We start from the raw sequence: 24,865 nt of genomic DNA, 5'->3' as shown, positions 1-24,865 counted from the left end.
TGAAAGACTTCTCGACTGATATCACTGGCATAAACTTTTCTCATTCCAGTAGGTTACATGAAAAACTGTTCAGGGTGAAAAAGATTCTGAATAGCCTCTAACACTAATAGGGCAGACCATGATTTCAAAAAATATGCAGCACTTGGTTAAAAGTTGTCGTCTTTTTCTCTGAATTAACTCTATCTGACTAATTAATAGTGTAACGCGCTTGATTATTAGTTAATGGGATAAATAGCAAACCAATTTGTGTCTATTCTTCGAATCGGCTTTTTCTTCTGCGTTTATGCTGTTACCGCTCTTAATGCGTTATAGGGCTTGGTTCCAGAGGAACTTACCCTAAACAGACGCGACAAAACAGGCCATCAAATTGGCTATAAAACAGGCGAGGGAAGAATATGCTCGATAAATTAGACGCCGCCTTTCATTTTCGACAGGAAGCTCTGGTACTCCGCAACCAGCGGCAGGAAATTCTGTCTGCAAATATTGCCAATGCGGATACCCCCGGTTATCAGGCACGCGATATCGACTTTGCTGCGCAGTTAAAAAAAGTGATGGATCACGGGCGGGTAACGGGGAATGGAATTGGGCTGACTCTGACTTCCAATCGGCATATTCCCATTCAGCCCCAGAAACGTCTGGAGATGGATCTGCTGTATCGGGTGCCTCATCAGACGGCTATGGATGGAAATACCGTTGACATGGATATGGAACGCAGCAATTTCGCAGATAACAGTCTGAAATATCAGGCTGAACTTACTATGACGAATGCTCAGATCAAAAGCATGATGTCAGTTCTACAGTCACAAGGATAATGGGAATGTCTCTACTCAGTATTTTTGATATTGCGGGTTCCGCACTTTCTGCTCAGTCCCAGCGGCTGAATGTCAGTGCCAGCAATATGGCAAATGCCGATAGTATCGTCGGGCCGGATGGCGAACCTTATCGCGCCAAGCAGGTTGTCTTCCGGGTCGCTGCACCTGCTGGGCAGGAAGTTGGCGGCGTGCGTGTCAGTGAAGTGGTGGATGACCCGACACCTTTTCGCCTTGAATATAAGCCGGGCAATCCGCTGGCCGATGAAAAAGGCTATGTGCGTATGCCGAATGTGGATGTGGTCGGAGAAATGGTAAACACCATCTCGGCTTCACGCAGTTATCAGGCAAACATTGAAGTACTCAATACCACCAAGTCCATTATGCTGAAAACCCTGACTCTGGGTCAGTAACAGGAATTCCATTATGGCAGTTACCACTTCAATTAATGATTCTTTAGATAATTCAACAGTCGGCGAATTAGCTGGCAGCGCCAGAAAACAGACCGGTAATGATATTAAGGATAACTTCCTGAATCTGCTGGTTGCACAACTTAAGAATCAGGATCCAACCAATCCCATGCAAAACAATGAACTGACTACGCAGCTTGCGCAGATCAGTACAGTAGAAGGGATTGAAAAACTGAATAAATCGCTGGGCGCTGTTGTCGGACAGATGGAAGGCAATCAGGCCATGCAGACGACTCAGTTAATTGGTCGGGGCGTTATGATCCCCGGTAATAGGTTATTAGTAGGCTCCAGTGAAGAAAGAGGTATCAGTACATCAAAAATTGGTATTGAGCTGACCCGACCTGCTGACAACGTAAAATTAACCATCAGAGATAAAGATGGTGCAGTAGTTCGGGAATTGGACATCGGTAGATTTAATGCGGGTGTTCATAGTTTCTCATGGGATGGTAAAAACGCGGATGGCAAGGAAGTTGCAAACGGTGCATACAGTTTCACTGTTTCTGCAAGCTATCAGAATCAAGCGTTAGTGACACTGCCGCTGACATACGCCGTGGTAAACGGTGTTACGCGGGGTGAGGATGGCACTAAATTAGATTTAGGGCTGGCGGGTACGGTAACCATGGATAAAGTTCGTCAGATTCTTTAACAAAACGGAGGACATATGGCTTTTTCACAGGCAGTCAGTGGCTTAAATGCCGCAGCAAGTAACCTGGACGTAATCGGTAACAATATTGCGAACTCAGCAACATTCGGTTTTAAATCGAGTTCAGCTGCGTTTGCAGATGTATTCAGCGGTTCTGATGTAGGTTTGGGGGTTAAAGTTTCTGGCATGGTTCAGAACTTTAAAGATGGCTCAACCACGACAACTAATCGTCAGTTAGATATGGCAATCACGCAGGGCGGTTTTTTCCGCATGCTGGATGAAAACGGCAACATTTATTATTCCCGCAACGGTCAGTTCAAAATGGATTCCGACCGAAATCTTATCAATATGCAGGGCATGAAACTGACCGGCTATCCGGCAGTACAGGGAGCAAACGGGCCTGAGATTCAGCGTGGCGCAGCACCGGGGCCGATTGCTATCGCAACAGATATGCTGGATGCGAAAGCAACAACCAAAGTCACGATGACAACTAACCTGAATTCGATGAACAAAGCCATCGATACAACTGCTAATCCATTTGATCCAGCTAAAAAAGACAGCTTTAACTACAGCACAGGCATGTCTGTGTACGATAGTCTGGGCAATGAACATAACGTCAATGTGTTCTTCGTTAAAACGGAAGATAACAAATGGGAAATTCATGCTCAGGATACTTCTGTAGCAGGTTCTGCGACTCAGAAACTGGGTAATGTGGAATTTGACAATAATGGTCGCATTAAAGGTAATGACAACGCATTCGCATTTAATATGCCCGCGCTGAATGGCTCTAATCCTGCGGCAATCAATATCGATTTCAACGGCAGTAAACAGCAGAGCATTCAGCAGGATTCTGTTTCCAATCTGCAACAAGACGGCTATGAAGCCGGTCACTTCACGAATTACCGTGTAGATGCGGACGGAAAAATCTACGGTATCTACTCTAACCAGCAGACTCAGGTTCTGGGGCAGGTTGTTCTGGCTAACTTCTCTAACCCGGAAGGTCTGGCATCGCAAGGCGATAACGTTTGGGTTGAAACGGGTGCATCCGGTAGCCCGGTTGTTGGTACTGCGGGTTCCGGTAACTTCGGTAAGCTGATCAGCGGTGCGCTGGAAGCGTCAAACGTTGATATGAGTCAGGAGCTGGTCAATATGATCGTCGCTCAGCGTAACTACCAATCCAACGCTCAGACCATCAAAACTCAGGATCAAATCCTGCAAACTCTGGTCAGCATGCGTTAATAAGCTTCGGCGCATCGCTTTTTTGGAGAGCGTTTTATGGATCACGTTATTTATACCGCAATGGGTGCTGCGCGCCAGACACTGGAGCATCAGGCTGTCACTGCCAATAATCTGGCAAATGCTTCGACGCCGGGCTTTAAAGCTCAGCTTGCTGCGCTGCGTGCCGTGCCGATTGAGGGTGAAACCCTGCCGACCAGAACTTTGGTTGTTGCTTCCACACCCGGCATAGATAGCCGTCAGGGGCCAATGAATTATACCGCTCGTCCGTTGGATGTAGCAGTCGGACAGGGCGGCTATCTGGCTGTTCAGCTTGAAGACGGAACAGAAGCTTATACCCGTAACGGTGGTATTCAGGTTTCGCCGGAAGGACAACTGACAGTGCAGGGGCGCATGTTGATGGGGGAAAACGGGCCGATTGATGTTCCGCCCCAGGCCGAACTGACTATTGCCGGAGATGGTGCTATCTCTGCCCTGATTGCCAGCGATCCTCCGACTTTGCTGGGGCAGGTTGGCAAACTGAAAATTGTCAAACCGGAAGCCGGTCAGGTCGTGCGTGGTGATGATGGATTATTCCATTTAACCCCACAGGCACGGGAACAGCAGGGTGATGAGCTGGACGCAAGCACAGAAGTAAAAATTATGCCGGGCGTACTGGAAGGCAGTAATGTCAACCCAGTGGAAAGCATGGTGAATATGATCGCCAACGCGCGTCGTTTTGAGATGCAGATGAAAGTCATACACAGTTCTGACGAAAACGCGCAACGGGCTAACCAGCTCCTTGCTATGAGCTGAGTGGGAAACAGAGGATAAATTCATGATCCGATCTTTATGGATTGCGAAGACTGGGCTGGATGCTCAGCAAACAAATATGGACGTTATTGCCAACAACCTGGCAAACGTCAGCACAAACGGTTTTAAACGTCAACGCGCGGTGTTCGAAGATTTGCTTTATCAAACTGAACGTCAGCCCGGCGCAATGTCGTCTGAACAGACTAACCTGCCATCCGGTTTACAGATTGGTACAGGTGTGCGTCCGGTAGCGACTGAGCGCCTGCACAGTCAGGGAAATCTGGCATCGACGACTAACAGTAAAGATGTGGCAATCAAAGGGCAGGGGTTCTTTCAGATCCAGATGCCTGATGGGACAACCGGTTATACCCGTGATGGCTCATTTCAGGTAGATCAGAATGGTCAGTTGGTGACAGCGGGTGGTTTTCAGGTCATGCCTGCCATCATCATCCCGGATAATGCCACCAAAATCAGCGTTGCCCGTGATGGTATTGTCAGCGTCAACGTGCAGGGACAGAACGCCCCGCAGCAAGTCGGACAACTGACACTGATCACTTTCATTAACGAAAGCGGTCTGGAAAGCATCGGTGAGAACCTGTATCTGGAAACTAACAGCTCCGGTGTGCCGGTAGAAAACGCACCGGGCATCAATGGTGCCGGATTGCTTTATCAGGGCTATGTTGAAACCTCTAACGTCAATGTGGCGGAAGAGCTGGTCAATATGATTCAGGTTCAGCGAGCCTACGAAATTAACAGTAAGGCAGTATCAACGTCTGATCAGATGCTGCAAAAACTTACTCAGTTATAACCTAATCATTAATCAGTGGGGAATATCGCTATACCCAGCAGAGTCATGAATTCCCCACGATTTCTGCGATAAAACTTAAGAGCATCGAAGATGGATACAATGCCCGTTGCTGAAAGCCATACCGAAAATTCTGTGGCTGATAGCTTTGTCGGTTTACGGAAAAACCGGGAAAATAAGCGGCGTATCAGCAGAACTGCGGTGGTACTTGCATTGTCAGCGCTGACATTGGGGGGATGTGCTTATATGCCGCACAAACCGCTGGTGAAAGGAACGACAACAGCCAAACCTACCGAAGCCCCTGCGCCAACGCCGAATGGTTCTATTTTTCAGACCGTCCAGCCAGTCTATTACGGCTATCAGCCTCTGTTTGAAGACCGTCGTCCACGCAATATCGGTGACACGCTGACCATCATCCTGCAAGAAAACGTCAGTGCGAGCAAAAACTCTTCTGCCAATGCCAGTCGCAGCGGCAAAACGGGTTTCCTTGCTGCTGTGACTCCTCGTTTTTTAGAGGGATTAATCGGTGGCGGTAAAACCGATATTGAGATGGAAGGTAACAGCGAGTTTGGCGGTAAAGGTGGAGCGAATGCGAACAACACTTTCCGCGGCACGATCACGGTGACGGTGGATCAACTGTTGGCAAACGGTAACCTGCACGTTATCGGAGAAAAACAGATTGCCATCAATCAGGGAACGGAATTTATCCGCTTCTCCGGCGTTGTGAATCCGCGAACGATCAGTGGCACCAATACCGTCAGCTCTAATCAGGTTGCGGATGCCCGCATTGAATATGCTGGCGATGGTTATATTAACGAAGCACAGCATATGGGCTGGTTGCAACGTTTCTTTATGAATATCTCACCGTTTTAAAAGAGGATGGTCAGGATGAAAAAGTTAGTCGCCAGCCTTTTTACACTGGTGCTGGTACTGTTCAACATGTTCGCACCGACCAGTGCTTTTGCTGAACGTATTCGTGATTTGACAACGATTGAAGGCATCAGGGATAACGCACTGATTGGTTATGGCTTGGTAGTCGGGCTGGATGGAACGGGTGACCAGACCATGCAGACCCCTTTTACCACGCAAAGCCTGAATAATATGTTGTCACAGTTAGGGATAGCCGTGCCCCCCGGCACAAATATGCAGCTCAAAAACGTTGCTGCCGTGATGGTGACAGCTAAGCTGCCACCGTTTGCACGTTCAGGGCAGAATATTGATGTGGTGGTCTCTTCACTGGGTAATGCTAAGAGTCTGCGTGGCGGTACATTGCTGATGACACCACTCAAAGGGGTGGATAATCAGGTATACGCGCTGGCTCAGGGGCATATTCTGGTTGGCGGTGCTGGTGTCAGCGCAGGTGGTAACAGCATAAAAATAAACCAGTTGGCAGGTGGCCGTATTTCCAATGGCGCCGTTATTGAACGGGAGTTACCGACCCGATTCGGTCAGAAAGGAACGCTGAATCTGCAACTGAATGAAGATAATTTCAGTCTGGCGCAGCAGATCAGTGATGCGGTCAACCGTCTGCAAGGCGTGGGAACAGCGACAGCGCTCGATTCACGCACAGTTCAGTTGCGTTTGCCGATAGAAAACAGCGAGCAGGTGAAATTTCTGTCACAGGTTCAGAACCTGAATATTCGCGTTGATGCCGGTGATGCCAAAGTGATTTTCAACTCCCGTACCGGATCGCTGGTGATGAACCGCAATGTCACACTGGAAAGCTGTGCGATTGCTCATGGCAGCCTGTCAGTGATTGTTGAGCGTCAGACTGCGGTCAGTCAGCCGGATACGCCGCTGGCAGGGGGAAGCACTGTTGTAACCCGCAATACCGGTATTGGTATTCAGGAGCAGGGCGGGGTACTACAGAAAGTCAACTCCAGTGCGAATCTGACTCAGGTTATCCGTGCGCTGAATGCGCTGGGGGCAACACCGACTGACTTAATGTCAATCTTACAGGCGATGGAAAGTGCGGGCTGTTTACGGGCGAAGCTGGAGATTATCTGATGAATGATTTTCTGTCGATACCGACTGCGGCTTATGATGTGAATTCACTTCATTCACTGAAAGCCAAATTAGCACAGGATCCACAACAGGGGCTACGGCAGGTAGCCCAACAACTGGAAGGCGTATTTGTGCAGATGATGCTGAAAAGTATGCGTTCCTCGTTGCCGCAGGATGGCATGTTAAGCAGTGATCAGACCCGTTTTTATACTTCGATGTACGATCAGCAGATTGCACAGGATCTCTCGCAAAAGGGGTTGGGATTTGCCGATATGATCGTCAAACAGGTTTCCAATGCCAATTCTGCTCCCAGTGAGCTGGCGGGAACCGTGCCGATGCCGCTGGATAATGAAATCCTGCACACGCTGCCGAAACAGGCGCTGGATCAGTTTTTGCGCCGAGCGATGTCTGATAAAAATTCGTCTGATAAATCTTCTTCAGGCGTCGCGCTGTCAAACTCTCTGCCAATGAACAGTAACAGTTTTGTTTCCATGCTTGCCGTTCCGGCACAGATCGCCAGTCAGAAAAGTGGCATTCCGCACTTACTGATTATCGCGCAGGCAGCGCTGGAATCCGGTTGGGGCCAGCGGGAAATACTGACGGAAGAGGGCAAACCCAGCTATAACCTGTTTGGTATTAAAGCAGGTAAAAGCTGGAAAGGAGCTGTCACCAATATCCTAACCACTGAGTATGTGAATGGTGAGCCGCAGAAAATGCGCGATAGCTTCCGGGTCTATGGCTCTTATCTGGAAGCTGTTACAGATTACACCAAGCTGCTGACGGAAAACCCCCGCTATAGCAAAGTCGCCCAGTCAATGACCGCAGAGCAGGGAGCACACTCTTTGCAGGAGGCCGGTTATGCCACAGACCCCGGTTATGCCCAGAAACTGGTATCGCTGATCCAGCAGTTAAAGAGTAACGGCAGTCAGATGGTAAAAGCCTATTCCTATGATTTTGATGATTTGTTCTGAGTAACAGGCCAACGCATTTTTGTTCAAGGTTCAGGTTCTTCTGCCGATAACTTTTACAGATGATTTATACCGATAACGATAGCCGTCATGTCTCTCTGAATAGAGGCATAGCGAAAACGTAAAAGGATCTACACATGTCCAACAGTCTTATGAATACTGCGATGAGCGGTATTAATGCCGCTCAGGTGGCAATGGGTGTAGTAAGTAATAATATTGCCAACTCCAAAAGTGAGGGCTACAACCGACAGAACACCGTCATGACGCAAAATAATGGAACTATGTCCCCGGTGGGTTTTATAGGTAACGGAACGTCGGTAACGACGATTAACCGTGAATACAGTGAGTTTATCAACCAACAATTCAATTCAGCTGAAACTAAGCATCATGCATTAAGGGCTTATAACGAGCAGATAACCAAGATCAACAATCTGTTGGCAGATAAAGAAACCAGCCTGTCCAATTCTTTCGAAGATTTTTTCAAAAGTATCGGAACAGTTGAAAGCAATGCAGAAGACAGTGCCGCCAGAACTACGGTCTTAGGTAAAGCCGAAGGATTGGTTGGTCGTTTTAAAGAATCTGATGCGTTCCTGCGTCAGCTTGACAGCGGCATCAATTCGCAGATTGAGCAGAATGTCAAAGAAATCAACAAATACGCGGAAGAAATTGCCAAGCTGAACAATGAAATTATCCGTATGCGCGGTACAGGCACGGGTGAGCCTCTGGCATTACTGGATAAGCGTGATCTGGCGGTCAATAAATTAAACCAGCTGGTGGAAGTGAATGTCACCCAGCAGGATGGCGGCGTTTATAACGTCTCATTTGGTGGCGGCATGTCGCTGGTATCAGGCAGCAAATCCTACCGTATGGAAGCCATTCCATCCAGTGCTGACAGTAGTCGTATTACGCTGGGTTATAACAATGGCACAGTAGGTACGCGGGAAATTGACGAACGTTTCATTTCCGGCGGCAAGCTGGGTGGTGCGTTGCAAGTGCGTCGCGACGTTGTTGATACAACCCGTAATGAACTGAACCAGTTGGCTATGGTGATGGCGGATCAGTTTAATCAGGTGCAGACAGGCGGTTTTGACCTGAACGGCGATAAAGGTGCTGATTTCTTTACTTTCACCAAGCCAGAGGTGATATCGAACAGCGATAACAAAGGCACCGCTGGTATCACAGTGGAATATGCTGATTCCACTAAAGTTAAAGCCAGCGATTACACCCTTAAATATGAAGGCGGCGACTGGAAAGTACAGCGTGTTTCTGATCGTGAAATGGTTGCCGTGACTAAAAATGGCAACACGCTGGAATTTGATGGCCTGAAAGTCGAAATTAATGCAGAAAACGCACAAAATCACGACAAATACACCCTGAAAACCGTCAGCAATGTTATCGCAACGCTGGAAGTGAATATCAAAGACTCCTCCAAACTGGCAACAGCAGGAGAGAAAGGTACTGGCCCAAGTGATAACCGCAACGCCAAGAAATTCCTTGAATTACAGGATAAGCGTCTGGTGGATGGCAAAGCATCCTTTGCCGGAGCTTATGCGTCACTGGTCAGCACAGTCGGTAGTAAAGCCAACAGTGCAAAGATCAGCGTTGAAACACAGGGCCATATCGTTGACAAACTGAAAGAGACCCGTGAATCAATTTCCGGCGTCAATATGGACGAAGAGTACGGCGAATTGCAGCGTATGCAGCAGTATTATCTGGCAAACGCCCGCGTGATCCAGACTGCAACAACGTTGTTCGATGCAATTTTGGGCATTCGTTAATCACGGGTTGGCTAAAGAAAAAAAGGAAGTGATATTGTGCGTGTAAGTACGAATCAATTATACACTCAGAAAATGGACGGGATCTTTAATGCCCAGTCTAAATGGATGAAATCGGGTGAGCAATTGTCCAGCGGGCGTCGGGTAATCAACCCATCAGATGATCCTCTGGCTGCTTCGCAGAATATTATGGTTTCTCAGTCTGAATCGAAAAACCAGCAGTTTGCCACTGCGCGTATTTTTGCCAAAAATGCCATGTCATCCCAGCTTAGCATTACCGCTGATGCTGTGAAGATCACAATAAAAGTGTTTGAAACTTTAGTGGCGGCAGCGGATGAGCAAAGTGAACAGGATCGCGCATCCTATGCTCAGCAACTGGAAGGCTTTAAACAGGAATTGTTGAACCTCGGCAACAAAACTGATGGTAACGGTCGTTATATTTTTGCTGGCTATAAGACTGACAAACCACCTTTTGTTGCTGATAAAGATGGTAAGGTGACCTACGTTGGCGGTAACGAAAAAATCACGCAGAAAGTCGATGACAACCGTTCGATGACCATAGCTCATACCGGAAGAGAGGTATTTTTATCCCAGCCGGGCAACCCGATCAAAGAACCGGGATCTGATGGTAAAACTAACAGTGAATCTGATATTTTTGCTACGATTGATATGGCAATCAAAGCATTGAAAATGCCATATAGTTCAGCAACAGATGAGCAGAAAAACGAAGCTGCGGAGCTTATCAATAAAGCTAACCGTGGTACTCGTAATAGCCTGAATAACTTCTCTTCTGTTGAAGCGGTACTGGGTTTACAGCTTCAGGAATTGGGTAAACTGGATTCACTGGGCAGTGAACGCAGCATTGCCAATAAAGTCCGTTCAGGTGAACTGGTTGATGTCGATTGGACAGCGACTATTTCTGAATATTATCAACAACAAGCGGGTTTACAGGCTTCCTTTAAAGCATTCACTGACTTAAAAGGTATGTCTCTGTTTGAGATGTATAGATAATTAATTCTGACTTAATTCAGTGACTCAGGCTCTTATCTGTCTACGATAAGAGCCTTTTATTTCTTCTTCATTAATCTTTATAACACTTTGTTATTAATAATCTTATAAATATTATACCTCTTAAGGTGTATTGAATTTTTCTGTATTCAATATACCCCTGCTTTTTTACTCATTATATTATTTTATCTTGTGATCAAGATCTTATCTTTGGCAGGTAAGAAGAATCCCATATTAAGTTTTTTGATATAAACGTTTCAGATTTAATTTAGTGGACTTAGTGAAGGATTAAATCTCGCCTTATGCCTTATAAGTAGATAAGAAAAACAAATGTGCATGAAAATTATAAAAATACTCGCCTGTATTACCTTTATTTTGTTCAGTACGATATTGATCGGTTGTTTGTCAACTGTTGATTATGAATGGACAATCGGCGAAGAAGGAATCAATACCGTTTGTGATGTGGTCAGTTCTTTTACTATTGATGATGACCGGGTATTTACAGCACCCTTATGTCTGCTTTTTCTGCTGCCTGCTATATTGGTATTTATCGTAAAAGGAATAAAAATTTTTTCAGTGTGTAAATTCAAAGCGATCAGTTACGGGTTGATTGTAGGATTTACAGTAGGGTACTGGTATTGGATGTTCTTCGGCCGATTAATGGGCTGCTCATTTGCGACATATTAACTGTGATTAATACAGCTTATGGTTTAAAAGACGGTGAAGATATCGGGAGATGAGGGTTATCAATCTCCCTGTAGCTTGGTATTTAAGCTTAGGATTTAATCTTCCTTTGGCGCTTCTTCCCGTTCATGCATACCATAATCACGGATAATTGCCGCCACTCTTAATGTATAATCCGCAAATACCTTATTACGGCCTAATGTTTGAGCTTCCCGGTGTTGGTTGGTATTTCGCCACTGTTTAACCGATTCTTCATCTCGCCAATAGGATAGTGAGAGATATTTATTTTTTTGACTCAGGCTTTGAAAGCGTTCTACAGAAATAAAGCCCGGAATATTATTCAATAGTGGCTTTAGTATGGCTGCCAGATCAAAGTAATGTTCACTTTGGTTTTCTGCGATTTCGACTTCGAATATAACCGCTAACATTATCGTCTCCTTGAAGAGTGAAAGACACGATAATACGTTGAATTTTTTATCATCACTTCGTTGGTTACCGAAATGACAAGTTGTTGCGTTTATTATGTGAATGCAAGTTACTTAAAAATAATCATTAAAAATGAGTACTTCCAATTTATTGTTTAGTCATTTTATGAAATATTTTGATTCGAATGTTAAGGTTAACCAGAAGTTATAGATACCTAATAAAAACTCATTGTTAAATGAAAGTTAATCAAAGTAACTTAATTCATCTCAGATATCAGATAACTATAGTAAAGGATCTGGCAAACTAACGTGAGGGAAAAATAATGATTCTAGATGCCAGCTATACATTATTGGTAGCCTGCTTGGCGCTATTAATTGGTATGTTTGTTGTAAAAAACACTCCTTTTCTACAAAAAAACCATATTCCAGAAGCCGTTGTTGGTGGTTTTATTGTTGCGATAACTCTGTTAATTGTCGATAAAACGACAGGCTATACATTTACATTTGATACTTCGTTACAAAATTTATTAATGGTTAGCTTCTTCTCTTCTATTGGGTTAAATTCTGATTTCTCTCGTTTAATCAAAGGTGGAAAACCACTTGTATTATTGGCTATTGCAGTCGCAATTCTTATTGCCATCCAAAATATTGTGGGTATAAGTCTGGCTATGCTGCTGGGTGAAAGTCCATTTATCGGTTTAATTGCAGGCTCTATCACATTAAGTGGTGGTCATGGTAATGCCGGTGCCTGGGGGCCTATTTTAGCTGAAAAATTCGGTGTGGCGGGAGCCGTCGAATTAGCTATGGCCTGTGCAACCATGGGATTGGTATTAGGTGGCTTAATTGGTGGGCCTGTCGCAAGACATTTGTTGAAAAACGTTGCGATACCCAAAGCAACAGAGCAAGAACGCGATACGATTGTTGAAGCTTTTGAACAACCTGCCGTTAAAAGAAAAATCAATGCAAATAATGTGGTTGAAACCATCTCAATGATGATCATCTGTATTATTGTGGGGGGTTATATCAGTGCCTTATTTAAAGATACCATTCTGCAAATGCCAACGTTCGTATGGTGCTTATTTCTCGGTATCATTATCCGCAATCTGTTAACACATGTTTTTAAACACGAGGTTTTTGAACCAACAGTGGATGTTTTAGGCAGTGTGGCTTTATCACTCTTCTTAGCGATGGCATTAATGTCATTGAAATTTGGCCAACTGGCAAGTATGGCGGGCCCAGTATTAACCATTATCACAGTACAAGCTATCGTAATGGTGTTGTTTGCCCGTTTTGTGACATTCAGAATGATGGGCAGAGATTACGATGCAGCTGTTATTAGTGCGGGGCATTGTGGTTTTGGAATGGGAGCGACACCAACCGCAATTGCGAACATGCAGACAGTCACTAAAGCTTTCGTACCATCACATAAAGCTTTTCTTATAGTAACAATGATGGGGGGCTTTATTGTGGATATATCAAACAGTGTCTTAATTAAAGTATTTATCGAAATTAGCGCGTATTTTTCTTAATATCGCCAAATCAGTGGCTTGAGTATAAAAAATATATACTCAAGCCACTGAATTTTGTTCACCCCTTAAAATTCGGTTTAAATTGTTTCTTATAATCGATTCAGTGACTGAGCTATCTTATTGTTATTACTTTATTAGGTAGAATGCCTTACAAAAAGTATAGCAACTTGTAGGTTAAGAAAGATGAAGCTAAGACACCTCGATATCTTTTATGCCGTAATGACCTGCGGTTCATTAACTCGGGCAGCAGAAGTTTTACATATATCTCAACCTGCTGCCAGTAAAGCGCTCAAACATGCCGAACAACAATTAGGTCTTGTTTTATTCCAACGTATCAGAGGTAAATTATTACCGACTGATGAGGCATTGCTTCTATTCGATGAAGCAAAAGAGATTTATCGAAATTTAGATAGACTGAGGACTCTGGCACAAAATTTATCCAGAGATCCGCAGGGTAAACTGGCGATTGGTTGCTTGCCCAGTTTAGGTTTGAGCTTAGTACCGGAAGTCACGGCACAGTTTGTAAAAAAGCATCCTAATATAAAATTAACTATTGGTACTTATCATACTACTGATATTTTACAACTATTAACGCAACAGGATTTAGATATTGGTATTGGATTTAATCTGGCTATTGAAGGAGGGATTACGGTTCTTCCTATTGCCGAAATTCCTCTGGTGTACATTGATAATAAAATAAAACAATCTCCTGTTTCATTAGCTGATATTGATAAAGATCGCTGGATTCATCCTGGCTTCGATTCTCTAGCCCAGTTATTACAGGAATATCATGAATTTTCAGCCTCAAATATTAGTGTTCACACTTATCATATGGCAGCGGAATTTGTTCGGGCAGGGTTAGGATGCAGTGTTACGGACATATTTTCCGCTGAGCATACTTTGCCTGAATTCATGATACATCCTTTAAAAGAAAATTTGCATTTATCAGTATCTGTTTTTCATAGGGCAGACAGGCCGTTAACTAAAGCGGCTCAAAACTATGTCAATACGTTGTCATTAACACTGGAAAGAAGAAATAAGTTAGTTAACCAAAAGTTATACTTAGGCAATGAAAACTCAATTGTTTAGTTGGCCTGTTCGCCGTTAAATAATGACTATTAAGTTATTATTGGTTACGGATGATGATGAAAAAGCATATGGTTCAAAAACATATTGTGGTTATTGGTGGAGGTGTGATTGGATTAAGCACTGCATATGCTTTAATTAAAGCAGGTCAAATCGTCACGTTGTTGGAATCAGAATCAGATGTTGGTATGCAAACCAGTTTTGCCAACGGGGGACAACTTAGCTACCGCTATGTCTCCCCGCTTGCGGATGCAGGTGTGCCATTACAGGGATTGCGTTGGATGGGGAAAGATGATTCGCCGCTAAACTTAAATATCAGGCTCTCTTTACAGCAGTGGTCTTGGTTAGCACAATTTACTCTGGCCTGTAATCGAAAGACCAATAAAATTAATGGTTCTCACCTACTGAGGCTTTCGTTATTAAGCCAGAAAATTATGAACGAATGGCGCTCAAATGGTGATATTGATGACTTTTTATGGGAGAAGTCAGGTAAATTAATTATTCACCGCGATAAAAAAAGTTTTCAAAAAGCGAGTGAAATTATTGATAGCCAATTTCAGAGAATTTTGGATACACAGGAGATTATATCTTTAGAACCTTCATTAAAAGATATTCAGTCACAATTGGTTGGTGCTATTTATGCACCAGACGATGAAAGTGCAGATTGTTATTTGTTTTGTAAAAAAATGTTGCAATATTTATCAATGCAATCAAGATTTAATTTGCTTTTACAACATTCAGTGAAGTCATTTATTAAAGAAAATAATCGCATCATTGGAGTAGCCACTCACCAGGGAAATACTCTTGCTGATGAAATTATTGTTTGTGCCGGTAATGGAAGTCGGAAATTATTACAGCCAATTGGGATCAATGTACCGATATTAGGTTTAAAAGGTTATAGCATAAGCGTACCCTTCCCACAGAAGGCTGATATTGTACCGAAAATAAATGTAACTGATTATGGTAATAAAATAGTATATGCCAAACTCGATAAACAATTACGTATCGCTGCGATGGTTGATATTGGTTATGATAAATCAGGGTTACGTAATAGCAGAATTACTGCATTAAAAAACATTATTAAAAAAACTTTTCCAGAACTGCCGAATGTAGATGATGCAGAAACATGGTGTGGCTTACGCCCATCAACACCAAAAGGTCCGCCAATTTTAGGAAAAACAAACTATGCTAATCTATGGTTAAATATCGGACACGGTAGTTTGGGTTTTACATTAGCTGCCGGAAGTGCAGTGATACTCAGCCAATTAATTACAGAACAGACTTCGCCTATTTCTTTAGCAGGATTAACGAGATAGTACATGCCTATTAAATAATAATAGTCTCAGACTATACGTAGAAGAGAGTGTTGAATATTTAATTAGTTAGATATACCTTTTTGGTTATTTATCACATTCATAGTTATCTGAGTATGCATGAACTTGACCTTGAGAAAAAAATCGTCGCAATTTCTGCGCTATTAGCGGATCGTGCCCGTACCTGTATATTATTTCTGTTGATGGACGGGCGGGCTTATACAGCCACTGAATTAAGTGTCGCTGCTGATATAGCACCTTCAACAGCCAGTGCCCATTTAAGCCGTTTAGTGGAACAAAACATAGTGACCTGTATTAAACAGGGGCGATATCGTTATTTTAAAATTTTTAGTGAAGAAGTCGCAATATTGCTGGAAAGTATGATGTGTTTTGTTAATAGCGATAATTTCGGCACTGTGAAAACGTCAACACCAAAATCATTGCGTTCTTTCCGAACTTGTTATAACCATATGGCCGGAGAAGTGGCAGTAAAAATTCATAACAGTTTGCGGTCTAATCTTTGGATAACGGATGATTATCACCTGACGTCGAATGGGAAAGAATTTTTCTTTTCTCTTGGTATAGACTGCGATACGAAGACAGTTACTGAACGGAAGTTTGCCTGCTCCTGCCTTGACTGGAGTGAACGTTATTTTCATCTTGGTGGTTTTCTGGGCGCATTACTACATAATCATTTTTTGCAGAAAAAGTGGGCTATCCGGCAATTAGACAGCCGGGAATTAAAATTAACAGAATCAGGAAAAAGGGTGCTTAAACAGAGATTTAACATAGAGATATAGGCGGTGTTTTCCACACCACCTATACACTTCGTCTTTCAAGCTGCTTCTTTGTTGGCTACGCCCGCTCACCCCGATCACATAGTTATCTATGCTCCCAGGGATATACTCCCTTGCCGCCGTGGCACATCTTGAAATCCATTGTGTATATACCCAACAAAGAGGTGACTTTAAGGGCGCAGAGTATAAAGACATGTTACAACTCAACACCTTTATAGCCTGCCAAAATTTGTGCCCATTCCTGTCGGGCAAACCATTTTTGGGTCTCTCCGTTGTAATGCATATCATCGGGAGTAAATACCCCGAATTGAGTGGAAATCCCGTTATAGTTTGGGGCGTTTCTGGCATCAACGAGTGTTCGATACTCAGGATTAGCAGCAATTACACTATTAATTGCTTCGGAAACATAACTGGTATTAATCGGGTCAAACCAGACTGACAGCGGATAATAAAATTTCCACGGTATATTGCGGGAGCCTATGGCATCACTGAGACCGGTAACGATACGGGTAAAATTCATTTCTGCTGCTTTTGCTGCGGCTAAACTTTCAGTTTCGGCTTCCCATTGGTTCCAGTGAACAGCCAGTATTCGGGGTGTTTTACCTATTTTACGCAGGGAGTTCACCGCCATCCGTAATGTTCTGACTGCGCGGGGATAGAGAGATTCGACATCATCAGGGTCTCGTTCAGGCGCCCAGCGATTGTCAGGAGTATCAGGTAAATACATTCCCTGTCCACCGTACCCCATAAGAATGACATAAAGGTCGGGTAATTTTAGTGTATTGCCGGTATTAATATGATTTTGCCAATAGCGGGCAAAACGATTGGCAATATTAACCGGATGATCCTGATTACCCCGTGGTAAACCGCAGGGAGCGCCAATATTGGCATTGCCAAAACTAGTCAGACCCGTCCAGTTAATGGTTGAAAAATTTACGCTATAAACTTCAGGCAGAGACAGAGTAAATACGTTCTTTAAACCCTGAGTAATTGCTTCATTGGGTGCTAATTGAGTGGCGTGACCATAACTATTTGACTGACCAAGAACAATGAGTAATGGAGCATCATTGCTCCTCCACGGAGGAGACTCTATTCCAGAGGAAGAGGATTTTTTATCTATCATGAAGATCTCCTTTAGTATTTTATATCTGATTTATATAAAGGCGATGCTGTTTTACATAACAGAAATTAACTTTTTTATTAAAAAAATCAACAGATAATATGTTTTAAATATCTAAGTTAATAAGATGCTCAGTATTCGAGTTAAAATTCAGTAGAGTGGTTTATTAATTATTATGTTAAAAAATATTTAAGGTTAAAGTTTGCAAAAAAATCAATAAATAAGGGTGGCGTTTATAAATTCAAATAAGGAATTGGCTTTTATGGTTACTTATGCATAAAAATGAATTTTATATAATAAAGTGATATTTAGTATACTATATATAATTAACCATACTGTTATTGTAATTAATTTAAATTACTTTTGATTTATTGGGTGGAATAACTTCCGGCAATAACCATTGCTATTTAAATAACTTTTAATAGCGAGGAATAATATTGTTTCTATTTAGAGTGTTATTTTGTCTTAGCTTTATATAATATATAGGTGATGTTATGAGTGAAGAAGAAAAAGTAAAGCTAAAAATTCTTGAAGAATTTAAAAAACAAACTGAAGGTAAGTGGGTACCTGAACTTATCGATAAAACTGTAAAAGACGTAACTTCTCTGGAAGTTTCTTCTTATTCTGCCTCAGCAACCATCGAGAGCTTAATTATTCGTCATAGTTTTCAAGTCAGTATAACGGGTTATGATGAGAGATTTGATGGGTTGACATGGGGTTGGGCTACTCCCGGTATAGGTACGTCAATTGGCCTTGTCCTTACAAAAGATTTAGATAACCTTTTGTCTGATACTACAACTTTTTGGTTTTATGGGACTCCGAGTTATTTAGGGCTATATTTTTATAGTGATGACAACTTTCTCGGAAGTTTCCAAGGTGCAAGCCTTTCCTTAGTAGGGGGTACTGGCCACGGTTCGGGTCAGTGGCATTGATTATTTTATTTGTTAATAAAATAATGTACAGGCTAACTTTCTGTACATTATTTTTATTTTTGACTTAGGATAATGCTTACTTAAACCAGCCACTGGAATCTTTTTCACTGGCTTATAAAATATATAGGTGATGCTATGAGTGAAGAAAATAAAGTCAATATAAAAACAATTGAAGATTTAAAAAAACATACTAAAGGTAAATGGGCGCCAGATCTTATTGATAAAGTGGTAAAAGAAATCACTTCTTTGGGAATTGAGACATATAACGCTACAACTGAAGTGCATAGTTCAATTAGTAGTCTACACTTTGACGTTTCGCTTGATGATGATGATAAGGTTTTTAAAGGTGATTCTCGGGGGTTGACTTTTAGCAGCGTAGGTATTTCGGTTGGTACCATTTTTACAAATAATTTAGCTAAACTTTATTCTGATACTACAGTTTTTTACTTTACTGGGTTCCCCAAATATTTAACCCTATATTTTTTCGATAAACATCATTCTTTGTGTGGAAGATTCCGTGGTACACCCCTTTCTTTTGTACCAGATTTCGGCTGTGGAGCAGGTTTATGGCGTTAATTATTTTATTTGTGACTGAAAGTGGTGTACCGGATAATATCAGTACACCACTTTTTTAACTCCGGCTAATTATTATTTAAACCAGCCACTGGCTTCTTTCTCACTGGCTTTGCCTACACTTTCTAACAGCGATTTAGTGCCTGATGATAAATTACGCTTAACGTCAGCATCTGACTGGATAACATCTGTTTTTGCTGCTTCTTTTTTCAGTTCTTGATCAATAAACTCGTTTTCACGTTTTACTCTTGCAGTACGTTTTTCTAACTCGAGTTTTTTCATCTCTAGGTCAAGTTTACGCAGTTCGTCTTCGTAATTCTGATCCCGTTTTTTATCCGCTGCGGCTTCCGCGAGTATACGCTGTTTCTCTGCTTCTCTGGCTGCCTCTTGCTTTCTGATTTTTGCTGTTCTGGCAGCAGCTTCCCTTTGTTTTCTTTCCCTTTCTGCTTTGGCGGCTTTTTCTTGTTGTGCCTGCCTTTCAGCCAGTTGCTTTTGCTCTTCTGCCTTACCTTCATTTTCTGCCTGAGCAATAGCAAACATCTGTTCTTGGAGGGATGAAGCGAAAACTGGGAGCGATAAGGAGATCAACAAAGATGAAATAAGAATTTTTTTAATCATGATTTATCTGCTTATTATTTTTTATTCGGGCAAGTGGCGTTTGGTTGGATCCGTGTTTCATTTTTTTGGGTTGTAATGACCACAGATAATCCCGGCGTAAACTGACATGTACGCCCAACCTGAATAGAGGTATAAATCTTATTTTTTTCTTTATAGATAAGAGTGACACCTTCAACAATAACTTTTTCATCCACCATTGAACCAGCGGCTGCACCAAGAGCACCTCCACCAACAGCTCCTGCTGCTGCCCCCGCCCCAGAGGAACCAGCATTATAGCCAACAACCCCACCCGCTACAGCACCAAGGATGGCACCAAAAGTCTGGGCGGCTTCTTGATTTGCTTTGTTTTCTACAGCGACTTTGGCAGGAAGAACGGAAATGATATTGATGGTTTTTGCTTCTTGTTTTCCATTTAATTGAGTTGGGTCATAAACATCTGCTGCATATGAATCAGCATTGGACTGGCATCCGCTGATAATAATGGAAGAAGTTATGATTGTTGAGATGCATAATAATTTAATTTTCACTTATATTTCCTGCTAAAGCTGCCAAAAGTGGGCAATGATGCATTTTTTTATACTCTAAAACAAGGTACTAGCTGATATATTTGATATTTTCGAATAGGTCACAGTGTTATTTGATTGATTTGATGTATAAAGCAATATTGTTTGATTAATATAGGAAATAACAGTGCAATCGATTGAAAGAAGTATTCATTTGGCAGATTCATTTGTTTCTTATTGCAAATACTTTAGTGCAAATCAGGAAACTTCCAAAAACCCGGTGATGTTCCTGCATGGGACAAATAGCGGTGGTGCCAGTTTTGGAAAAATAATAAACACCTTTAATCATGAGCGGTCAGTTATTATTCCTGATTATGCAGGTTGCGGTAATTCCACTCTGCCATCAGGTGAACTGACAGTTGAATACCTTGCCGAGCAAGTCGCCGCAGTGATCAATGACAGTAGCGATAAACCCGTTGATTTAGTCGGGTTTTCTTTGGGAGCTGTTGTTGCTGCAGTGGTTGCCGCGACTCATCCACAGTTAGTGAACCGGCTGGTCTTGACTGCGCCGTGGGCTACCAATGACGATCCCTATTTCAGGCTGGTGCTTTCAACTTGGTTAAAACTGGAAAACAGTGATCAGGCTTTAGCTACAGCGTTTGGTCTTTCTCATGTTCTGAGTCCGGAATTCATTTCATCAGTGGGGCAGGATACGCTTGATCAAATCTGCGCCCGACCATCAGAAAAAGAGACAAACAGACGCATCGCTCTGGGATTATCAATCAATATCAAGAATTACCTAACCTGGATAAATAAAGAAACATTAATTATCGGATTAAGTCACGACACGCTTATCCCGCCTTATCTGGCACGAGAAGTCCATGAATGCGTAAAAAACAGCCAGTACGCGGAAGTGAAGAGCGGTCATGCTGTACCGATGGAAAACCCAGTTGCATGGACGAGTATTATCAATGATTTTTTACAAAAAAATAAACCGTAGCCGGGATATTTACTCTGAAGGGATTAACGTGGCAGGTAAATTCACGGGTAAATATTTATAAATGGTTGATAATGATACGTCATAAATGATAGATAGCTGTTTTCTGCTATGGCCTTTATGCAGTAATCTGGCGGCCTGTTGCCGATCTTCTTCGGTAAATCTGACGGGTCGTCCGCCGATCCTTCCCTGTTGTCGGGCAGCAGCCAGACCTGCATTGGTTCTTTCGACGATCAACTCGCGTTCCATTTCGGCCAGTGCGCTCATCACATGGAAGAAAAACCGCCCCATAGCGGTACTGGTATCAATACTGTCCGTCAGGCTCTGGAAATGAATTCCCTGTTCATGCAGTTCTGAAATTAGTGTCACCAGATTTTTTACACTGCGCCCCAGACGATCCAACTTCCAGACAACCAGTGTATCGCCAAATTTCAGGTGCTTTAACGCACGTTTTAATCCTGGGCGATTGGCTGTTCTCCCACTGATTTTGTCTTCAAAAATCATTTCACAGTGAATATCGGTCAATGCATTTCTTTGCAAATCACTATTCTGATCACTTGTTGATACTCTGATATAGCCAATTTTTGCCACGGATCACCCTTTAGTTGTGCAATGAACTCTGTATACCCGTCACTTTCAATTTGAAATCCATAGGGTATATAAGGGAAATAATACCGTTTTTTGTATTATAAAAAACCTTAAATTCGCAAAATGGCGTGATAAAAATTCATATAATTGGCTTTGTTATTGATTTTATTGTGCGCGCGGAGCGGTCACAAATAAAATCATTAATATGCCTCCTGACTCGGTGATCATACTCACAGTATTAAGTTTTATTAACAATAGTGAGCAATAAGTTCTCGATTATTTTCTCAAAATGCTCTTTATTTAGTTGAAACAATTTTGTTGCTAACTTGTTATTTATAATTCCGAGGGTTGTATATGGAGCTGATCACACAATGGTTAGGTGCAATAAACGGGGTTGTATGGGGAGTACCAATGCTGATTGGTCTTCTGGGCATCGGTATTTTCATGCAAATCCGTCTGTCTTTCTTACCTATTCGTAAATTAGGAACAGGGTTCAAATTACTTTTCCAAAAAAACAAACAACGTGGCGAAGGACAGATTTCACCTTTTAATGCATTAATGACCGCATTATCCGCAACAATAGGCACAGGAAACATTGCCGGAGTGGCAACCGCCATCGTCATGGGCGGGCCGGGAGCACTGTTCTGGATGTGGATGACGGCGTTGTTGGGAATGGCAACTAAATATTCTGAAGCTGTGCTGGCGGTGCGTTACCGTGAAACAGACAAAAACGGTAACTATGTTGGCGGCCCCATGTACTACATCAAAAATGGATTAGGAAAAAAATGGGTCTGGCTGGGAACGTTATTTGCTGTCTTTGGCAGTATGGCTGGTTTTGGTATTGGCAATACAGTACAGGCCAACTCTGTCGCGGAAGTACTGCACAGCAGTTTTGGGATTGATAAAACCATTACTGCTCTTGCATTGGTGATTCTGGTCGGTGCGGTATTGATTGGTGGCATTAAGCGTATCTCTGATGTTGCAGGTAAGCTGGTTCCTGTGATGACCGTTGGCTATTTAGCGCTGGGAGTTATCGTTCTGGGGATGAACCTGACCGCCATTCCAGAAGCATTTGCTTTGATTATTAAGTCTGCGTTTACACCTGTTGCGGCACAGGGGGGCTTCGCCGGTGCCGCAGTCTGGGCTGCAATCCGCTTTGGTATTGCCCGTGGTGTGTTCTCTAACGAAGCGGGAATGGGAAGTGCACCTATCGCTCATGCTGCGGCAAAAACCCAAAACCCGATCCGTCAGGGCTTAATTGCCATGTTGGGGACTTTTATCGATACCATTGTGGTCTGCTCAATTACCGGATTGACAATTGTTATTACCGGCGGTTGGTTGACCGGTGAAACCGGAGCAACACTAACAGCAAACTCTTTTTCGGCAGTGATTCCGGGAGGCCATTACCTTGTCGCAATTTCTCTGGCTATTTTTGCTTTCACGACTATCTTAGGCTGGAGTTTCTACGGTGAAAAATGTATCCAGTACTTATTTGGGGTGAAGGCGATTACACCTTTCCGAATTATCTGGATCATTGCATTGCCGATTGGTGCGACTCAGTCACTGAATTTAGTCTGGTTATTAGCAGACACACTCAATGCGATGATGGCTGTTCCAAATTTAATTGCGATTGCCCTGTTAAGCCCGGTGGTATACCGCCTGACTAAAGATCATATCCATGATGTGAATGCGGACAGTCTTGAAATTAAGGCAAGTAATATTGAAATCAAGACGGCAATGAAAACAGATTAATAATTCTTATTAAACAAAGACGATAAATTGAAATAGCTCCCATATCTCAAGCTCAGTGTTATAAGGCGTAACGCACAGTTTGAGGTATGGGAGAATGATATTTTTTTATTGGATTATATTAATATAATAATAAACAGGAGCAGTAATGAGTCATAACAATGTCGCACCTCATTTACAGAAAATCCCTACAATTTTAACTGAAAACTGGACAGACTGGCGCTGGCAGCAAAAGAATGCCATACGTGATGAAGAAGTCCTACGTTCAGCCTGTGGTGGATGGAGCGAAGAAATAGCCCAGCGTATCCAACAAAATTTACAAGGACAAAAGATGCAGATTACGCCTTATTATCTGCGTCGCATTTTAGCCACCACTCAGTCTGATGATATCTCGACAAATCCACTCTGGCGGCAGGTTGTGCCATACTGGAATGAAGAAAAACTGGAGGGTTATGATGGGGAATCAGAAAATTGGGAGTTGAATAATGAAATGAAAACGCCCATTTGTCAGCACAAATATGACAATCGGGTTATTTTACGGATGGTCAATGCCTGTAACTCCTACTGTCAATTCTGCTTTGAAGCTCTGCGGACATTAAAAGTTGACTCAGATAAATCTAATGCAGGCCGCAGTTCCTTTCAGCAATCCATTGAATATATTAGAAATACACCGTCAATCGAAGAAGTTATCCTGAGCGGCGGTGATCCGCTTATGCTGACAGATAATAAATTAGCTGAATCGCTCGCAGCAATCAGAGAAATCAGAGACGATCTGTTAATTCGTGTTCATTCCCGTGCACTAACCTTCAACCCTTACCGTATTACTGATACTTTGTTAGAAGCACTGGAAAAATATCGCGTTAATGCTTTTGGAGTACATATTTGTCACCCATTAGAGTTGAGTGAAGAATTCCAATCCGCAGTACGTCGTATCCAACGTGTTGTACCGATAGTTTTTTCTAATATGCCCTTCTTACGTGGAATTAATGACAGTGAAGAAACACTGCATAAATTATTCATCGATCTTTATCGTATGGGCGTTAAACCTTACTATCTCTATCATTTTATGCCTTTCTCTCCGGGGTCATCTGAGTATAAAGCCTCAATTAATGATGGTATTGCCATCATGAAAAAACTTAAACGTCGGGTTTCCAACATTGCTTTGCCTGAATATGTGCTACCACATATGAAGGGTAAATTTACCGTCCCGCTGTTCACTCATCCTGATGAAATACCTTATTTCGAAACACGTGGCACTCAACATTATTACCGTTTTATTAACTGGAAAAATGAGCAATGCGAATGGCTAGTGGTACATTCTGCATTTGATAACCTCATCAAACGAGCTTGAAAACCATTAAGTTTTATGGTTAATTAGCACACCGTTTCAATGACCATCAGATACCCCTAATTTTTTATGTGGAAAGCGCCAGCAGTCAAT

The 24,865-nt window shown here is 42.6% G+C and carries 26 protein-coding genes; 21 read left to right on the top strand and 5 right to left on the bottom strand.

Annotated features, from left to right (window positions below; translation table 11 throughout):
* The first annotated feature begins 395 nt into the window (after nt 1–395).
* The 12 genes from flgB to Xinn_RS15740 all read left to right on the top strand — a co-directional run bounded on the left by flgB (nt 396) and on the right by Xinn_RS15740 (nt 11,197).
* Nucleotides 396–812: a flagellar basal body rod protein FlgB gene (gene flgB / locus Xinn_RS15795; protein WP_086956296.1), complete on the top strand. Its 417-nt coding sequence runs from the start codon at nt 396–398 to the stop codon at nt 810–812.
* Between the two features lie 5 nt (nt 813–817).
* Nucleotides 818–1,222: a flagellar basal body rod protein FlgC gene (gene flgC, locus Xinn_RS15790; protein ID WP_086956297.1), complete on the top strand. Its 405-nt coding sequence runs from the start codon at nt 818–820 to the stop codon at nt 1,220–1,222.
* A gap of 13 nt (nt 1,223–1,235) precedes the next feature.
* The gene (gene flgD / locus Xinn_RS15785; protein ID WP_086956298.1) at nt 1,236–1,925 is read left to right on the top strand and encodes a flagellar hook assembly protein FlgD; all 690 of its coding nucleotides are present in this window, start codon (nt 1,236–1,238) and stop codon (nt 1,923–1,925) included.
* A 15-nt stretch (nt 1,926–1,940) separates the two neighbouring features.
* Entirely contained in the window at nt 1,941–3,161 is a 1,221-nt protein-coding gene (gene flgE / locus Xinn_RS15780; RefSeq protein WP_086956299.1) for a flagellar hook protein FlgE, read from the top strand.
* Between the two features lie 36 nt (nt 3,162–3,197).
* Nucleotides 3,198–3,953, top strand: coding sequence for a flagellar basal body rod protein FlgF (locus Xinn_RS15775; protein WP_086956300.1), 756 nt, complete (start codon nt 3,198–3,200; stop codon nt 3,951–3,953).
* A gap of 22 nt (nt 3,954–3,975) precedes the next feature.
* Nucleotides 3,976–4,758, top strand: a complete 783-nt coding sequence (flgG, locus tag Xinn_RS15770; protein WP_086956301.1) for a flagellar basal-body rod protein FlgG — start codon at nt 3,976–3,978, stop codon at nt 4,756–4,758.
* Nucleotides 4,759–4,848: 90 nt separating this feature from the next.
* A complete protein-coding gene (locus tag Xinn_RS15765) occupies nt 4,849–5,628 on the top strand; it encodes a flagellar basal body L-ring protein FlgH (RefSeq protein ID WP_086956302.1) in 780 nt (259 codons plus the stop codon).
* A gap of 15 nt (nt 5,629–5,643) precedes the next feature.
* Entirely contained in the window at nt 5,644–6,762 is a 1,119-nt protein-coding gene (locus tag Xinn_RS15760) for a flagellar basal body P-ring protein FlgI (protein ID WP_086956303.1), read from the top strand.
* A complete protein-coding gene (gene flgJ, locus Xinn_RS15755) occupies nt 6,762–7,730 on the top strand; it encodes a flagellar assembly peptidoglycan hydrolase FlgJ (protein ID WP_086956304.1) in 969 nt (322 codons plus the stop codon). Before Xinn_RS15760 ends, flgJ begins: the two co-directional genes overlap by 1 nt.
* Before the next feature lie 134 nt (nt 7,731–7,864).
* Complete coding sequence (gene flgK, locus Xinn_RS15750; protein WP_086956305.1) at nt 7,865–9,505, top strand: flagellar hook-associated protein FlgK; 1,641 nt, start codon at nt 7,865–7,867, stop codon at nt 9,503–9,505.
* A gap of 36 nt (nt 9,506–9,541) precedes the next feature.
* On the top strand, nt 9,542–10,513 hold the full coding sequence (flgL, locus tag Xinn_RS15745) for a flagellar hook-associated protein FlgL (protein WP_086956306.1): 972 nt from the start codon (nt 9,542–9,544) through the stop codon (nt 10,511–10,513).
* A 333-nt stretch (nt 10,514–10,846) separates the two neighbouring features.
* Nucleotides 10,847–11,197 (top strand): DUF2645 family protein, encoded by a 351-nt coding sequence (locus tag Xinn_RS15740; protein WP_169923591.1) that lies wholly within the window; start codon nt 10,847–10,849, stop codon nt 11,195–11,197.
* Between the two features lie 95 nt (nt 11,198–11,292).
* On the opposite strand, the gene Xinn_RS15735 is transcribed toward Xinn_RS15740, so the two are convergent.
* Nucleotides 11,293–11,622, bottom strand: a complete 330-nt coding sequence (locus Xinn_RS15735; protein WP_086956308.1) for an antibiotic biosynthesis monooxygenase family protein — start codon at nt 11,620–11,622, stop codon at nt 11,293–11,295.
* A 320-nt stretch (nt 11,623–11,942) separates the two neighbouring features.
* Between Xinn_RS15735 and gltS the strand changes: the two genes are divergently transcribed.
* From gltS to Xinn_RS15715, 4 genes are all read left to right on the top strand, one after another.
* Nucleotides 11,943–13,148 (top strand): sodium/glutamate symporter, encoded by a 1,206-nt coding sequence (gene gltS, locus Xinn_RS15730; RefSeq protein ID WP_086956309.1) that lies wholly within the window; start codon nt 11,943–11,945, stop codon nt 13,146–13,148.
* A gap of 183 nt (nt 13,149–13,331) precedes the next feature.
* On the top strand, nt 13,332–14,237 hold the full coding sequence (locus Xinn_RS15725; protein ID WP_086956310.1) for a LysR family transcriptional regulator: 906 nt from the start codon (nt 13,332–13,334) through the stop codon (nt 14,235–14,237).
* A 68-nt stretch (nt 14,238–14,305) separates the two neighbouring features.
* Complete coding sequence (locus Xinn_RS15720; protein ID WP_086956638.1) at nt 14,306–15,550, top strand: D-amino acid dehydrogenase; 1,245 nt, start codon at nt 14,306–14,308, stop codon at nt 15,548–15,550.
* 113 nt (nt 15,551–15,663) lie between these two features.
* Nucleotides 15,664–16,347, top strand: a complete 684-nt coding sequence (locus tag Xinn_RS15715) for an ArsR/SmtB family transcription factor (RefSeq protein WP_086956311.1) — start codon at nt 15,664–15,666, stop codon at nt 16,345–16,347.
* Nucleotides 16,348–16,540: 193 nt separating this feature from the next.
* Here the strand turns inward: Xinn_RS15715 and Xinn_RS15710 are convergent, their stop codons facing one another.
* Nucleotides 16,541–17,467 carry a sialate O-acetylesterase family protein gene (locus tag Xinn_RS15710; protein WP_086956312.1) on the bottom strand — a complete coding sequence of 309 codons (927 nt, stop codon included), beginning with the start codon at nt 17,465–17,467 and terminating at the stop codon, nt 16,541–16,543.
* Between the two features lie 491 nt (nt 17,468–17,958).
* Between Xinn_RS15710 and Xinn_RS15705 the strand changes: the two genes are divergently transcribed.
* Together Xinn_RS15705 and Xinn_RS15700 are read left to right on the top strand one after the other, a co-directional pair.
* Nucleotides 17,959–18,396 carry a VapA/VapB family virulence-associated protein gene (locus tag Xinn_RS15705; RefSeq protein WP_086956313.1) on the top strand — a complete coding sequence of 146 codons (438 nt, stop codon included), beginning with the start codon at nt 17,959–17,961 and terminating at the stop codon, nt 18,394–18,396.
* 135 nt (nt 18,397–18,531) lie between these two features.
* Nucleotides 18,532–18,972 carry a VapA/VapB family virulence-associated protein gene (locus Xinn_RS15700; protein ID WP_086956314.1) on the top strand — a complete coding sequence of 147 codons (441 nt, stop codon included), beginning with the start codon at nt 18,532–18,534 and terminating at the stop codon, nt 18,970–18,972.
* 72 nt (nt 18,973–19,044) lie between these two features.
* On the opposite strand, the gene Xinn_RS15695 is transcribed toward Xinn_RS15700, so the two are convergent.
* Nucleotides 19,045–19,584, bottom strand: a complete 540-nt coding sequence (locus Xinn_RS15695; protein ID WP_086956640.1) for a DUF5384 family protein — start codon at nt 19,582–19,584, stop codon at nt 19,045–19,047.
* Nucleotides 19,585–19,601: 17 nt separating this feature from the next.
* Nucleotides 19,602–20,114: a glycine zipper domain-containing protein gene (locus Xinn_RS15690; RefSeq protein WP_086956315.1), complete on the bottom strand. Its 513-nt coding sequence runs from the start codon at nt 20,112–20,114 to the stop codon at nt 19,602–19,604.
* Between the two features lie 163 nt (nt 20,115–20,277).
* On the opposite strand from Xinn_RS15690, the gene Xinn_RS15685 reads away from it, so the two are divergent.
* Nucleotides 20,278–21,090: an alpha/beta fold hydrolase gene (locus Xinn_RS15685; RefSeq protein ID WP_086956316.1), complete on the top strand. Its 813-nt coding sequence runs from the start codon at nt 20,278–20,280 to the stop codon at nt 21,088–21,090.
* 9 nt (nt 21,091–21,099) lie between these two features.
* Here Xinn_RS15685 and Xinn_RS15680 read toward each other — a convergent pair whose 3' ends face one another.
* Nucleotides 21,100–21,678 (bottom strand): recombinase family protein, encoded by a 579-nt coding sequence (locus Xinn_RS15680; protein WP_086956317.1) that lies wholly within the window; start codon nt 21,676–21,678, stop codon nt 21,100–21,102.
* Nucleotides 21,679–22,029: 351 nt separating this feature from the next.
* Between Xinn_RS15680 and Xinn_RS15675 the strand changes: the two genes are divergently transcribed.
* On the top strand, nt 22,030–23,427 hold the full coding sequence (locus Xinn_RS15675; RefSeq protein ID WP_086956318.1) for an alanine/glycine:cation symporter family protein: 1,398 nt from the start codon (nt 22,030–22,032) through the stop codon (nt 23,425–23,427).
* A gap of 145 nt (nt 23,428–23,572) precedes the next feature.
* The gene (locus tag Xinn_RS15670) at nt 23,573–24,775 is read left to right on the top strand and encodes a KamA family radical SAM protein (protein WP_099137685.1); all 1,203 of its coding nucleotides are present in this window, start codon (nt 23,573–23,575) and stop codon (nt 24,773–24,775) included.
* Nucleotides 24,776–24,865: the final 90 nt, after the last annotated feature.

Source organism: Xenorhabdus innexi (genome assembly GCF_002632485.1).
Classification (GTDB): domain Bacteria; phylum Pseudomonadota; class Gammaproteobacteria; order Enterobacterales; family Enterobacteriaceae; genus Xenorhabdus; species Xenorhabdus innexi.
The sequence above is the reverse complement of the archived record's forward strand: the minus strand, read 5'-3'. Positions and strand labels throughout refer to the sequence as shown.

Bases quoted from the DNA above. Each gene is read 5' to 3' on its own strand.
- Xinn_RS15710 (WP_086956312.1), bottom strand. From the start codon at position 17,467: ATGATAGATAAAAAATCCTCTTCCTCTGGAATAGAGTCTCCTCCGTGG.
- flgG (WP_086956301.1), top strand. From the start codon at position 3,976: ATGATCCGATCTTTATGGATTGCGAAGACTGGGCTGGATGCTCAGCAA.
- Xinn_RS15735 (WP_086956308.1), bottom strand. From the start codon at position 11,622: ATGTTAGCGGTTATATTCGAAGTCGAAATCGCAGAAAACCAAAGTGAA.
- Xinn_RS15765 (WP_086956302.1), top strand. From the start codon at position 4,849: ATGGATACAATGCCCGTTGCTGAAAGCCATACCGAAAATTCTGTGGCT.
- Xinn_RS15670 (WP_099137685.1), top strand. From the start codon at position 23,573: ATGAGTCATAACAATGTCGCACCTCATTTACAGAAAATCCCTACAATT.
- Xinn_RS15775 (WP_086956300.1), top strand. From the start codon at position 3,198: ATGGATCACGTTATTTATACCGCAATGGGTGCTGCGCGCCAGACACTG.
- Xinn_RS15705 (WP_086956313.1), top strand. From the start codon at position 17,959: ATGAGTGAAGAAGAAAAAGTAAAGCTAAAAATTCTTGAAGAATTTAAA.
- flgK (WP_086956305.1), top strand. From the start codon at position 7,865: ATGTCCAACAGTCTTATGAATACTGCGATGAGCGGTATTAATGCCGCT.
- flgE (WP_086956299.1), top strand. From the start codon at position 1,941: ATGGCTTTTTCACAGGCAGTCAGTGGCTTAAATGCCGCAGCAAGTAAC.
- Xinn_RS15700 (WP_086956314.1), top strand. From the start codon at position 18,532: ATGAGTGAAGAAAATAAAGTCAATATAAAAACAATTGAAGATTTAAAA.
- Xinn_RS15760 (WP_086956303.1), top strand. From the start codon at position 5,644: ATGAAAAAGTTAGTCGCCAGCCTTTTTACACTGGTGCTGGTACTGTTC.
- flgB (WP_086956296.1), top strand. From the start codon at position 396: ATGCTCGATAAATTAGACGCCGCCTTTCATTTTCGACAGGAAGCTCTG.
- gltS (WP_086956309.1), top strand. From the start codon at position 11,943: ATGATTCTAGATGCCAGCTATACATTATTGGTAGCCTGCTTGGCGCTA.
- Xinn_RS15715 (WP_086956311.1), top strand. From the start codon at position 15,664: ATGCATGAACTTGACCTTGAGAAAAAAATCGTCGCAATTTCTGCGCTA.
- flgC (WP_086956297.1), top strand. From the start codon at position 818: ATGTCTCTACTCAGTATTTTTGATATTGCGGGTTCCGCACTTTCTGCT.
- Xinn_RS15675 (WP_086956318.1), top strand. From the start codon at position 22,030: ATGGAGCTGATCACACAATGGTTAGGTGCAATAAACGGGGTTGTATGG.
- flgD (WP_086956298.1), top strand. From the start codon at position 1,236: ATGGCAGTTACCACTTCAATTAATGATTCTTTAGATAATTCAACAGTC.
- Xinn_RS15720 (WP_086956638.1), top strand. From the start codon at position 14,306: ATGGTTCAAAAACATATTGTGGTTATTGGTGGAGGTGTGATTGGATTA.
- flgJ (WP_086956304.1), top strand. From the start codon at position 6,762: ATGAATGATTTTCTGTCGATACCGACTGCGGCTTATGATGTGAATTCA.
- Xinn_RS15725 (WP_086956310.1), top strand. From the start codon at position 13,332: ATGAAGCTAAGACACCTCGATATCTTTTATGCCGTAATGACCTGCGGT.
- Xinn_RS15740 (WP_169923591.1), top strand. From the start codon at position 10,847: ATGAAAATTATAAAAATACTCGCCTGTATTACCTTTATTTTGTTCAGT.